The sequence below is a fragment of the Cyclobacterium amurskyense genome (assembly GCF_001050135.1).
Classification (GTDB): Bacteria; Bacteroidota; Bacteroidia; order Cytophagales; family Cyclobacteriaceae; genus Cyclobacterium; species Cyclobacterium amurskyense.
Genome location: NZ_CP012040.1, coordinates 1,222,919 through 1,234,943 on the forward strand (window position 1 = coordinate 1,222,919; position 12,025 = coordinate 1,234,943).

At 38.2% G+C, this 12,025-nt stretch carries 12 protein-coding genes; 9 read left to right on the forward strand and 3 right to left on the reverse strand.

Features of this window, described 5'->3' with window-relative positions; genetic code table 11:
- On the forward strand, positions 1 to 732 hold the full coding sequence (gene lptB / locus CA2015_RS04860) for an LPS export ABC transporter ATP-binding protein (protein WP_048640885.1): 732 nt from the start codon (positions 1 to 3) through the stop codon (positions 730 to 732).
- Between the two features lie 19 nt (positions 733 to 751).
- Positions 752 to 2,269: a GH3 auxin-responsive promoter family protein gene (locus CA2015_RS04865; protein ID WP_048640886.1), complete on the forward strand. Its 1,518-nt coding sequence runs from the start codon at positions 752 to 754 to the stop codon at positions 2,267 to 2,269.
- Positions 2,270 to 2,797: 528 nt separating this feature from the next.
- On the opposite strand, the gene mazG is transcribed toward CA2015_RS04865, so the two are convergent.
- Positions 2,798 to 3,601, reverse strand: a complete 804-nt coding sequence (gene mazG, locus CA2015_RS04870) for a nucleoside triphosphate pyrophosphohydrolase (RefSeq protein WP_048640887.1) — start codon at positions 3,599 to 3,601, stop codon at positions 2,798 to 2,800.
- Between the two features lie 74 nt (positions 3,602 to 3,675).
- On the opposite strand from mazG, the gene CA2015_RS04875 reads away from it, so the two are divergent.
- From CA2015_RS04875 to CA2015_RS04885, 3 genes are read left to right on the forward strand one after another with little or no spacing between them, the layout of a single operon-like run.
- On the forward strand, positions 3,676 to 3,906 hold the full coding sequence (locus CA2015_RS04875; RefSeq protein WP_048640888.1) for a hypothetical protein: 231 nt from the start codon (positions 3,676 to 3,678) through the stop codon (positions 3,904 to 3,906).
- Between the two features lie 57 nt (positions 3,907 to 3,963).
- A complete protein-coding gene (gene glmM / locus CA2015_RS04880) occupies positions 3,964 to 5,352 on the forward strand; it encodes a phosphoglucosamine mutase (protein ID WP_048640889.1) in 1,389 nt (462 codons plus the stop codon).
- A 24-nt stretch (positions 5,353 to 5,376) separates the two neighbouring features.
- On the forward strand, positions 5,377 to 6,525 hold the full coding sequence (locus CA2015_RS04885) for a cysteine desulfurase family protein (RefSeq protein ID WP_048640890.1): 1,149 nt from the start codon (positions 5,377 to 5,379) through the stop codon (positions 6,523 to 6,525).
- 11 nt (positions 6,526 to 6,536) lie between these two features.
- Here the strand turns inward: CA2015_RS04885 and CA2015_RS04890 are convergent, their stop codons facing one another.
- On the reverse strand, positions 6,537 to 7,490 hold the full coding sequence (locus tag CA2015_RS04890) for a pyridoxal-phosphate dependent enzyme (protein WP_048644357.1): 954 nt from the start codon (positions 7,488 to 7,490) through the stop codon (positions 6,537 to 6,539).
- 151 nt (positions 7,491 to 7,641) lie between these two features.
- On the opposite strand from CA2015_RS04890, the gene CA2015_RS04895 reads away from it, so the two are divergent.
- The 4 genes from CA2015_RS04895 to CA2015_RS04910 all read left to right on the forward strand — a co-directional run bounded on the left by CA2015_RS04895 (position 7,642) and on the right by CA2015_RS04910 (position 11,109).
- The gene (locus tag CA2015_RS04895) at positions 7,642 to 8,322 is read left to right on the forward strand and encodes a peptidoglycan DD-metalloendopeptidase family protein (RefSeq protein ID WP_048640891.1); all 681 of its coding nucleotides are present in this window, start codon (positions 7,642 to 7,644) and stop codon (positions 8,320 to 8,322) included.
- A gap of 9 nt (positions 8,323 to 8,331) precedes the next feature.
- Entirely contained in the window at positions 8,332 to 9,462 is a 1,131-nt protein-coding gene (locus tag CA2015_RS04900) for an amidohydrolase (RefSeq protein ID WP_048640892.1), read from the forward strand.
- 4 nt (positions 9,463 to 9,466) lie between these two features.
- Positions 9,467 to 10,621, forward strand: coding sequence for an alanine racemase (gene alr, locus CA2015_RS04905; protein WP_048640893.1), 1,155 nt, complete (start codon positions 9,467 to 9,469; stop codon positions 10,619 to 10,621).
- Positions 10,622 to 10,704: 83 nt separating this feature from the next.
- A complete protein-coding gene (locus CA2015_RS04910) occupies positions 10,705 to 11,109 on the forward strand; it encodes an META domain-containing protein (protein WP_048640894.1) in 405 nt (134 codons plus the stop codon).
- Between the two features lie 55 nt (positions 11,110 to 11,164).
- Here CA2015_RS04910 and purU read toward each other — a convergent pair whose 3' ends face one another.
- Positions 11,165 to 12,019 (reverse strand): formyltetrahydrofolate deformylase, encoded by an 855-nt coding sequence (gene purU, locus CA2015_RS04915; protein WP_048640895.1) that lies wholly within the window; start codon positions 12,017 to 12,019, stop codon positions 11,165 to 11,167.
- Positions 12,020 to 12,025 lie beyond the last annotated feature (6 nt).

Below are 12,025 nucleotides of genomic sequence, written 5' to 3' on the forward strand. Positions count from 1 at the left end.
ATGATATTAAAGGCAGAGCACCTAGTTAAAATATACAAGAAAAAGAAAGTAGTTAACGATATTTCTGTAGAAGTAGGACAGGGAGAAATTGTAGGCCTACTTGGACCAAATGGAGCAGGAAAAACCACCTCATTTTATATGATTGTGGGCCTCGTAAAACCAAATGGAGGAACTGTATACCTGGACAATCAGGACATTACCCCACTACCTATGTACAAAAGAGCGAAATTAGGTATAGGATACCTTGCTCAAGAAGCCTCTGTATTCAGAAAGCTTACTGTGGAGGAAAATATAATGGCCGTTCTGGAGATGAGTAAGATCCCCAAAAAGGATCAAAAGGAAAAAGTAGAAGAGCTTCTAGAGGAGTTTAGCCTCACCCATGTAAGAAAAAACCTTGGGATGGTACTCTCTGGCGGAGAAAGAAGGAGAACAGAAATTGCCAGGGCATTGTCAGTAGACCCGAACTTTGTGTTACTAGACGAGCCATTTGCAGGAGTAGATCCAATTGCTGTAGAGGAAATTCAAACCATCGTAGCCAAACTTAAAAACAAAAATATCGGCATCCTCATCACTGATCATAATGTGAATGAAACCTTATCCATTACCGACCGTGCCTATTTGATGTTTGAGGGAAGACTTCTGAAAGCAGGCACAGCCGAAGAACTCGCTGCAGATGAGCAGGTAAGAAAAGTTTATCTGGGGAAAAATTTCGAGCTGAAAAGGAAAATTTAAAACCGACCAAACCTCCACTATGGAATTGATCAATACTTTTATGACCTGGATTCTTAAGAATCGAATTGGTCAGATAGAAAAATTTAAAAATAACCCACTTGAAACACAAAGAGAAATTCTTTTCAAGTTAATACATACAGCCAAAAAAACTGAGTTTGGGAAAAAGTACAATTTCGAGAAAATCTCTGCTTACGAGGACTACAATCAATGGGTGCCAGTACACGACTATGAAGCACTAAAGCCTTATATTGAACAAACCATGAAAGGCCAGCAAAACGTAATTTGGCCAACGCCTATCCATTGGTTTTCGAAATCATCTGGAACTACTTCCTCACGAAGTAAATTTATTCCTGTCTCTCCTGAAAGCCTTGAAGACTGTCATTTCAAGGGTGGTAAAGACATGCTTTCTCTGTATATCAATAATTATCCCGACACTAAATTATTTACAGGTAAAAGCCTTACTATTGGAGGAAGCCTCCAAACCAATAATCTTGACTACAATGACAATAGCTTTTCAGGGGATATTTCTGCTGTCATCATGAGAAATCTCCCAAAATGGGCGCAGATGGCTCGAACACCGAGTCTTGAAGTTGCTTTGATGAGTGAATGGGAGAAAAAAATAGACAAGATGGCCGATGAGACGCTAAAAGAAAACGTAACAAGTCTCACAGGTGTACCTACCTGGACGCTGGTATTGATTAAAAAGGTACTGGAAAAGACCAATAGTAAAAACATTTTAGAAATTTGGCCAAACCTAGAAGTATTCTTTCATGGTGCTGTAGCTTTCGGACCTTATAAAAATATTTTTGAAAGTCTTATCCCTTCTCCGAACATGCATTATATGGAAACCTATAATGCCTCTGAGGGATTCTTTGGAATCAAAGATCAAAAAGATTCAGATGAACTGCTTTTAATGCTTGATTATGGCATTTTTTATGAATTCATCCCGATGGAGGATATAGAAAGGAAACATCCCAATATAATCCCCTTGGACAAAGTGGAAAAAGGTAAAAATTACGCAATATTGATTTCTACCAACGCAGGGCTTTGGAGGTATAAGATAGGTGACACAGTAAAATTCACCTCCACAGACCCTTATAGAATTAAAATTTCCGGTAGGACTAAACATTTCATCAACGCTTTTGGAGAAGAGTTAATCGTGGAAAATGCTGAAAAGGCCATGGAAATCACATGCAAAGCAACGGGTTCCACCATCAGCAATTTTACTGCAGCACCAGTATACTTTGATAAAAACCATGAACAAGGTACCCATGAATGGGTGATTGAGTTTGTAAAATTTCCTAAAGATAAAGATGAATTTCTACATAGGTTAGATCAGGAATTAAGAAATGTCAATTCAGATTATGAAGCAAAGCGATACAAGGACATGGTTCTAAAACTACCTATCCTTCATTTTGCCTCGGAAGGGATATTTGAAAAATGGCTCAAATCAAAAGGACGTTTAGGTGGTCAAAATAAGGTCCCCAGACTTTCCAACAACAGGGAATACATCGAAGAGGTTTTAAAGCTTTTGTAAAATCTCTATCCATATTTCAGTCTTATTTCCCGCTGCTTTTTTGTATTGAAATCTCATGTAAATCAGAATCAAACAATCCCATTTACTTAGGCATAAATTTAACCCGAACCATTAAATGAGTATTGGATTAAATGATGAATTCACTTTAAAATCAGTCTTTGGATTGCAATACATGTAGTAAATCAAATCACTTCCAAGCCAAACCAAAGAAGATTCTAATCCGAGGCCAAAATGGAGTTGAAAACAAATGCTGTTCCGGTATCAAATTAAGCTGAATCAAGGTTAAAAATAGCCTATTTTAAACGCATTTGAGGAATGAAAAAAACAAGAAATATTTATCCACATTTAACAACAATTATCCACACCCAGACTAAAACAACACTTAAAATATTGTAGGTCAATTACTTACACCGTAAAATAAAACTGTCAAATTGTGGAAAACTTGAAAAAATAATATTTTTTATAAATTAATCTAAGGCCCAAAGGTGGATAACCCTAAGATCAGAATTATATTCCAAATCTAATGAATTACTCCTTACTTTTTGCAGCTTCCCAATAGGCATCCATCTCCTCCAAACTCATTTCAGACAATGTTTTACCTGAAGATTTTGCTTCATTTTCAAGGTATTGAAACCTATAGATAAATTTCCTATTGGTCTTTTCCAATGCCTCTTCAGGATTGACACCTATAAACCTGGAATAGTTGATTAAGGAAAACATCAAATCACCGAATTCCTTGGTTGCTTCCTCTTTATTAACAGGCAGTTCTCCACTGGCATCAAAATTTTCACGAAACTCCGCAAGCTCTTCTTCCACTTTTTCCCAAACCTGGTGTTTTTCCTCCCAATCGAAACCAACACCTCTTGCCTTTTCTTGAATACGCATCGCTTTAATCAATGCAGGCAAGGACTTGGGAACTCCTCCAAGCACACTTGTATTGCCTTTTTCTTTAAGCTTAATCTTTTCCCAGTTTTGCTTGACTTCCTCCTCATTATCCACCGCCGTATCACCATAAATATGAGGATGCCTTCTAATTAATTTATTATTAAGTTGCTCAATCACCTTAGCGATATCAAAGGCGTTTTTTTCATCTCCTATACGTGCATAGAAAACTATATGCAATAAAATATCACCAAGCTCTTTACTTATTTCGTCGAGGTCATTGTCCATTATGGCATCCGATAGCTCAAAGGTTTCTTCTATGGTCAAGTGCCTTAAACTCTCAATGGTTTGTTTTTTATCCCAAGGGCATTTTTCACGGAGTTCATCCATGATGGTCAGTAGTTGATCAAAAGCCGCTAACTGCTTTTTCCTTTTTTCTGGATTAATCATAAAAAGAGAGGAAACTTATAAATCGGTATGAACGTTTTGAAAGTAATACGTAAATTTGCAGAAATAAAATTGATATGACAACTGTATATTTAACATTGGCATTTGTGGCATTATTTTTCATTTTGATGTCTGTTAGGTTAATTTTCCTAAAAAACGGACAATTCAAAGGAACATGCGCATCTCAAAACCCTTACCTAAATAAGGATGGCGGAACTTGTGGCTACTGTGGAAAAAAAGTAGATGAGACAAGTTCTTGCGGCAATCCCGATAATGAGGTTGACAAGGTGATGGCAAAATTCAAATAAAAACGAACTAGCACCATCCAAACACTAATTTTTATAACCCTCCATTAAATTCTTTAAATGGCATTAATTAAATCGATTTCCGGTATTAGAGGAACTATAGGCGGAAAACCTGGAGAAGGTCTTTCTCCTTTGGACATAGTAAAATTTTCAGCAGCCTATGGAGCATGGGTTTTAGAGAACTCACCAAATAAAAAAATCATACTTGGTAGAGATGCACGTATCTCTGGTCAGATGGTTTCCCAGTTGGTAGCCAGCACACTTCAAGGACTAGGTCTTCATGTAATAGATCTAGGACTTAGTACAACACCTACGGTGGAGTTAGCTGTGCCTAAAGAAAATGCTGGTGGTGGTATCATCATCACGGCAAGCCATAATCCAATTCAATGGAATGCGCTAAAACTACTAAACGCTCAAGGAGAATTTATTTCAGATAGTGAAGGAAAAGAGGTTCTTGACAAAGCTGAAAAAGAGGATTTCACTTTCGCTGAAGTGCGCAAATTAGGAAGCTACACCCAAAGAGAAGATTACCTTGACATTCACATTCAACATGTGCTTGACTTGGCTCTTGTCGACAAAGAAGCCATTGCGGCTAGGAAATTCAAAGTGGTCATTGATTGTGTCAACTCTTCCGGAGGCATTGTAGTCCCCAAATTGCTTACTGCCTTAGGAGTTGAAGTCATTGAGGAAATGTATTGTGAACCTAATGGTGATTTCCCTCATAACCCTGAACCATTACCTGAACACCTTCGAGACATTTCCTTAAAATTGGAAAATGGTAATTTTGATCTTGGGATAGTAGTTGACCCAGATGTGGATAGGCTAGCATTTTTAAATGAAGATGGAAGCTTCTTTGGTGAAGAATACACCTTGGTAGCAGTAGCTGATTATGTGCTTTCCAACCAGAATGGGAATACGGTATCAAATCTTAGCTCCACCAGGGCTTTACGAGACGTTACCGAAAGACATGGAGGAGAATACCATGCTGCAGCTGTGGGTGAAGTAAATGTAGTTACTCAAATGAAAGCCACGAATGCAATTATTGGTGGAGAAGGCAATGGTGGCGTGATCTATCCAGAGTCTCATTATGGTAGAGATGCATTAGTAGGTATAGGATTATTCCTAACCCACTTGGCTAAATTCGGAAAATCTGCCAGTAGATTGAGAGCTACCTACCCAGGCTATTTTATCTCTAAGAACAAAATCGAGCTTACTCCTTCCATCAATGTGGACAGCATTCTCGACAAAATCCAACGCAAGTACCAAAAATACCCTATCAATACAATTGATGGGGTGAAAATAGAATTTGAGAAAGAGTGGGTTCACCTTAGAAAATCAAATACTGAACCAATCATTCGTATTTATTCCGAATCAGGAACTGCTGCTACGGCTGATCATTTGGCGAATAAAATTATTTTGGACATCAAAGAGATAATTTCAGAAAAATAATCTGAGATTATTCAATTTTATACCATGAGCGATTTGGCTTCCATTTACCTTGACAATGCAGCAACTACTCCTATGGATGAGAAAGTGCTGGAAGTAATGTTGCCTTATTATAAAAATAATTATGGGAATCCTTCTTCCGTTCATAGTCATGGCAGAAACGCAAGAGAAGCTTTAGAGAAAGCAAGAAAGAAAATCGCTAGTCTGCTTAATGCCAGCCCTGGAGAAATTGTTTTCACATCCGGAGGAACTGAGGCTGATAACATGGCTATATGTGGTGCTATTTCTACTTTTGGTATAGAACATATCATCACCTCTCCTTTGGAGCATCATGCAGTATTGCATGTGGCAGAGCAGGTGGCAAAAGAAAAAAACATCCGATTAAGTTTACTTGAATGCGATGCTGAGGGCAATCTAAATTTAGATCAACTTGCCTTATTGTTAGAAAAAGAACCTAACAGCTTGGTCAGCCTTATGCATGGCAATAATGAAATAGGAAACCTTAATGATATTGAAAGAATAGCTGCCTTGTGTAACAAGCATGGCAGCTATTTTCATTCAGACACGGTTCAGACAATGGGGCATTATCCCATTGACCTGAAATCCCTCCCCATTCATGCCCTTTCAGGTTCTGCTCATAAGTTTCATGGCCCAAAAGGTGTAGGATTTATTTATATCAATAAAAATAAAAAGATAAACCCATTGATTTTGGGTGGAGGTCAAGAAAGAAACAATAGAGGTGGCACTGAAAATATTGCTGGTATTATTGCCATGGCCAAAGCACTTGAACTGGCCTACAATAATCAGGCATCACATGCTCAGGAAATACTGCAATTAAAAGTTTACTTTAAAGAGAAAATAGAGAAGGCCATCCCAGGAGTTACTTTCAATGGATTGTCTGGAAACTTGGATAAAAGCCTTTACACTGTACTTAATGTTAGTTTTCCGCCTTCCGAAAACAATCAAGGCATGTTGTTGTTTCACCTTGATTTAGAAGGGATTTCCGTCTCAGGAGGATCAGCCTGTTCCAGTGGAGCTCGCCTAGGTTCACATGTACTTAATGCCCTTCAAACAGATCCGAGTAGGGAGAATGTCAGGTTTTCATTCAGCAGGTTTAACAACAAAGCTGAAATAGACCATGTTGTAAAAACCCTAGCGGGATTGTACCAAGCATAGAAGCCATCCTATTAAAATGGCAACTTTGACAAATCTACATTTCCACCAGATAAAATTACACCTACTTTCTTTCCTTCAAATAAGCTTTTGTTTTTTAATACAATAGCCAAAGACACCGCACTACTCGGTTCTATCACAATTTTCATCCGTTCATAGATTATTCGCATGGCAGCAATGATCTGAGAATCATCTACCGTTAAGATATCTTCTACTTTGTTGGAGATTATATCAAAATTAATCTCACCTAATGAAGTCAAAAGGCCATCCGCAATGCTGTTAGGTTTTTCTATAGGAATCCAATATCCTGCAACAAAAGATCTTCTAGCATCATCAGCCCCTTCAGGTTCTGCACCAATCACCTTTGTATGTGGAGAATAAAACCCTGTTGCCAATGCTGTACCTGCCAGCAATCCACCTCCCCCCACAGGCGCTATCAATACATCAAGTGAATAACCCGCATCAAAAAGCTCTAAAGCGCAGGTCGCTTGTCCCTCAATAACATCGAGATGATTATAAGGAGGAATAAATGTTGCACCATACTTGTCCACTACATTCTTCAAACCCTGTTCTCTGGCAAGTAGATTCGGCTCACATTCAATTATTATTCCCCCATATCCTTTCACCGCCCTCTTCTTCACATCAGGAGCATTGGCGGGCATCACTATATAGGCAGGTATTCTGGCCACCTTGGCCGCACGAGCGAGTGCAGCGGCATGGTTACCGGAAGAATGAGTAGCTACTCCTTTCGCCCTTTCCTCCTTGGACAATTTGAGAACGGCATTGGCGGCACCTCTTGCTTTAAAAGCTCCAACTTTCTGAAAGTTCTCACACTTAAAAAACAATTCACAACCTGCCAACTCATTAATAGCTTCAGAATGTAACACTGGCGTACGATGGACCAAATGGTCTATTCTTTCTCTTGCCTCTCTTATACTTTGAGAGGATATATTTGGGTGAGTCTTCATATTCCAAAATTGCATATTATCTATACAATAGGCAATTAAATTTGAATGATTCCCCATTGGCAAGAAAAATGAAAGCTACCCTTTTGCAACAGACTAAATTTCCTATATTGAAAATTATTTTCAAATTATCCATATAATCTATTAAAGCAGTATGTCAATCAAATATCAGGAATTTCACCCCATAATGGGAGAAAATCTGAATGATAGCAATACCATTTTGATGGACATGAGTGAAAAAAACCCAGATCTTAAGAAAATAGACCTGCTAGACACCATTGTTTTTGAGGAATACATCAACAAACTATTAAAGCAAAGTAGCAAAAGATTTGGAATAGGAGGATATCTAGAACAGCGAAACATTTACCGGAGGAGCACAGTTTTTAAAGAAAACTCTGATTCAAAATTTCGAAATATCCACTTAGGAATAGATATTTGGTCCTATACAAATAGCCAAGTGTATTGTCCTTTTGATGGAGTAGTTCATAGTTTTCAGGACAATAAAGGTTTTGGCAACTATGGTCCAACTATCATACTGGAACATTTCTGGCAGGGGGAAACCATCTACAGTCTTTACGGCCATCTAAGTACAAAGGACTTAAAAAGTTTAAGCGTTGGCCAATCAATCCTTAAAGGTGAAAATATTGGACATCTAGGATCTCCCATAGAAAATGGTAACTGGCCTCCCCACTTGCACTTTCAAATGATCCGAAATCTAGAAAACAAACAAGGTGATTACCCAGGGGTATGTTCATCTTCAGAGAAAGAAAAATACAAAGAAAATTGCCCAAACCCTGCCTCTTGGCTTGGAATCCCAGCCAATGTTATTTATTGAAAAATTGAAATGAGTTCTATTATTAAGGAAATAAGTATTTTGCGTAAAGAGCTTCACCAGTCACCTGAGGTTTCTGGAAATGAACAAAAAACTTCCAAAAAAATCCGGTCGTTTTTTGAAAATTTATCACCAGATGAAATCGTAGATGATTTGGGGATAAATGGTTTAGCTATTGTCTTCAAAGGCAAAGAAGATGGGCCATCGACATTATTCAGGGCTGAACTTGATGCCTTGCCTATCTTAGAAAACAGCAAATTACCATATAAAAGTAAAAGTGAAGGTGTAGCCCATTCCTGCGGACATGATGGACACATGGCCATTCTTGCCGGAATAGGATTAAAAATAGCGAGTCAAAGACCAAAAAAAGGGAAGGTAATTCTGTTGTTTCAACCATCGGAAGAAACTGGAGAAGGCGCTAAACAGGTATTAGAATCCCCTAATTTCCAAAAGGTCAAACCTGACTTTTCCTTTGCTTTGCACAACTTACCAGGCTACCCGCTTGGACAGGTTATATTAAAAAAAGGCGCGTTTACCGCCGCCTCAAAAGGCATGATTATAGAATTAAAAGGAAGAACAAGTCATGCAGCCCATCCTGAAAATGCAATAAGTCCAGCCAATGCCATGTGTCAATTGATCTCAGGCTTACAAAAATTGCCAGAGCAAATTAATTCTTTTTCCTTGGTAACTGTAATCCATGCTCAACTTGGAGAAGTAGCCTTTGGCACCACTCCAGGGGCTGCCACGGTCATGGCTACTCTCCGGACATTCGACAATGCTGTTATGGACACATTAACCGAAAGCGCAATCACTTTATCTAAAAAGGTCTCTACCGAGCATGGTTTGGAATTGATTACTAGTTTTAGGGAAGAATTTCAAGCTGTAGAAAATGACAGTGAGGCTTGTGATATAGTAGAAGATGCAGCGGATCAATTGTCCCTTAACAAAAACACTGTCCCTACTCCCTTTCGATGGTCCGAAGATTTCGGTAACTTATCAAGTGGGACCAAAAGCATGCTCTTCGGTATAGGTTCAGGAGAGAATCATCCTCAATTGCATGAAAACAGTTATGATTTTCCAGATGAGCTATTGCCCATTGGTGTTGATTTGTTCAATAAGATTATAAAAAAACTAAACCACTAAAAAGATGGACCATACCTCTTTCATAGAAATAAGCAAAAGTGCTTATAGCAATAATATCAGGTTTATCAAAAGCCAAATAGGGGATAATGTAACCATCTCATCTGTAATTAAAGGAAACGCTTATGGTCATGGCATTGAAAATACAGTAAAAATCGCCGAAAGCGTAGGAATAAGACATTTCAGTGCATTTAGCACTGATGAGGCCATAAGAGTACAAAAATCCTCCACAAAAAAGAGTCAGATTATGATTATGGGTATGGTCCAAAATGAAGACCTTTCCTATTTAATTGAGAATGGCATCAGTTTCTATGTTTTTGAAATGGATCGCTTGGAGTCTGCAGTTCTTAAAAGCAAAGAAACTGGTAAAAAAGCCATGATCCACGTAGAAGTCGAAACAGGCTTTCATAGAACAGGTTTTGAATGGGATGAAAAGCAAGCTCTTTTAGATACTTTGAAAGAAAACAGTAATCACTTACAGTTGTGTGGATTGTGCACCCACTACGCAGGTGCTGAAAGCGTGGCCAATTATGTACGGGTACAAAATCAAATAAAGCAATATTATAGGTTTAAAACCTGGTTCAATGAAAATGAAATTCATTTTGACCGCTACCATACCGCATGTTCTGCTGCTTCATTTAGTTATCCAGAGACAATAATGGATATGGTCAGAATTGGGATTGCACAATATGGTTTTTGGCCAAGTCAGGAAACCTACATGTTTAAGTTTAAGCAATTGGCCCCCAATAAAAAGAACCCACTTAAACGGCTAATTAGTTGGAAAAGTAAGGTCATGAGTCTCAAAAGAATCAAAATTGGTGATTTCATTGGCTATGGAAACAGCTATATGGCAGCCAGGGACATGACCATAGCCCAGGTTCCTGTTGGTTACTGTCATGGTTTTGGAAGAAGCCTGAGTAATCTGGGGAAAGTGCTTATACATGGGAAAATTTTATCCGTGGTTGGAAATGTTACTATGAATGCTATCTCCGTGGACGTTACAGACTTGAAGGAAGTAAAAAAAGGAGATGAAGTAGTGATCATAGGGCGCCAAAAAAGAAATGAAATCACTGTTGCTTCCTTTGGCGAGTCAACACAACAGGTTAACTATGAGCTACTAACCCGCCTTCCTCATGATATTCCAAGAAAAATTATAAGTTAAACAACTTTTAGAACAGTGTTTGTGGTGTTTTACAATCAAAAGGATTCTTTGATCCAATGTGTAAAACTAAACAAATAAATAAAATGAGTTTTAACCTTAAAACAAGCCTTATACTCCTATTATTCACTTTCTGTTTTTCATGTAAAACAGAACCTATAGATTTAGCCAACCATGATTGGAAAGTAAAAGACCTAACAGGTTCTCCAGCCTCCAAAGAGGAATTATCCAAACTTTCTTTAATCTTCAAGGAGGGACAAGAAATCGGTGGGTTTGCAGGATGCAATTACTATAGAGGTGGTGCAACTTATAACCAAGAGCAAATTAAATTTTCAACCCTATATTCAGACAAAAGCAACTGTGAATTAAAAGAGTTAGAAAAACGATTCTTAACTAATCTTGAATCCAGCAAGCAATACACTTACCACGCAGGAAATCTTATCCTTCAGGATGTGAATGGCAATATTCTTATCGAAATGGAGAAGATTTAACCCAATTCTTCTAAAGGAGAAAGGGTAATAAAAACCAGCTAAGGAAGCGTATCGATCAATTAAATATAATTGTTCTATTGCCCACGACCTGGATTTTCCTGGCCAAGTGATACTTGATGGCTTTGGACAATACTACCTTCTCTACGTCTTGCCCTATCTGCACAAGATCTTCTACGGTATTGTGGTGACGAACACGAGCTACATCCTGCTCAATTATGGGCCCTGCATCCAGTTCTTCGGTAACGTAATGTGCAGTTGCTCCTATGATCTTCACCCCACGTTTGTAAGCCGCATGATAAGGTTTGGCACCCACGAAGGCGGGTAAAAAGGAATGGTGAATATTTATCACGTTATTGGGAAAGTGTTTTATAAAATTCCCTGAAAGTATCTGCATGTACCTGGCAAGTACTACAAAATCAATGCGATGCGCTACCATCAATTCTAGTTGCTTTTTCTCCTGTTCTACCTTATTCTCCTTGGTAACAGGCAAATGGTAAAATGGTATACCGAATGCTTTAACCACTGGTTCTAAGTCTGGATGATTAGAAATCACCAGTGGAATTTCCACATTGAATTGTCCAGAATAATAGCGACTCAAAATATCAAAAAGGCAATGCGAAAGCTTGGATACAAAAAGCGCCATTCTTGGTTTTGGAAAGTTAAATGAAAGGAAATATTCCATCTCAAACCGGTGCCCAACCTTTGATTTAAACTCTGGAAGAATTTGGTCCTTTTCTATATCAAAAGAATCCAATTCCCATTCTGCCCTCATAAAAAAATCTCCTAAATCATCATCTACATACTGATCCACGGCCAATATATTCCCATTGTTTTCATAAAGAAAATGAGAAACGGCAGCTACAATACCTTTATTGTCTTTGCATTGTACGATTAAAATTGCTGTTTGCATTTTTTA

Bases quoted from the DNA above. Each gene is read 5' to 3' on its own strand.
- CA2015_RS04865 (WP_048640886.1), top strand. From the start codon at position 752: ATGGAATTGATCAATACTTTTATGACCTGGATTCTTAAGAATCGAATT.
- purU (WP_048640895.1), bottom strand. From the start codon at position 12,019: ATGCAAACAGCAATTTTAATCGTACAATGCAAAGACAATAAAGGTATT.
- CA2015_RS04885 (WP_048640890.1), top strand. From the start codon at position 5,377: ATGAGCGATTTGGCTTCCATTTACCTTGACAATGCAGCAACTACTCCT.
- CA2015_RS04895 (WP_048640891.1), top strand. From the start codon at position 7,642: ATGTCAATCAAATATCAGGAATTTCACCCCATAATGGGAGAAAATCTG.
- CA2015_RS04875 (WP_048640888.1), top strand. From the start codon at position 3,676: ATGACAACTGTATATTTAACATTGGCATTTGTGGCATTATTTTTCATT.
- lptB (WP_048640885.1), top strand. From the start codon at position 1: ATGATATTAAAGGCAGAGCACCTAGTTAAAATATACAAGAAAAAGAAA.
- alr (WP_048640893.1), top strand. From the start codon at position 9,467: ATGGACCATACCTCTTTCATAGAAATAAGCAAAAGTGCTTATAGCAAT.
- glmM (WP_048640889.1), top strand. From the start codon at position 3,964: ATGGCATTAATTAAATCGATTTCCGGTATTAGAGGAACTATAGGCGGA.
- mazG (WP_048640887.1), bottom strand. From the start codon at position 3,601: ATGATTAATCCAGAAAAAAGGAAAAAGCAGTTAGCGGCTTTTGATCAA.
- CA2015_RS04900 (WP_048640892.1), top strand. From the start codon at position 8,332: ATGAGTTCTATTATTAAGGAAATAAGTATTTTGCGTAAAGAGCTTCAC.
- CA2015_RS04910 (WP_048640894.1), top strand. From the start codon at position 10,705: ATGAGTTTTAACCTTAAAACAAGCCTTATACTCCTATTATTCACTTTC.
- CA2015_RS04890 (WP_048644357.1), bottom strand. From the start codon at position 7,490: ATGAAGACTCACCCAAATATATCCTCTCAAAGTATAAGAGAGGCAAGA.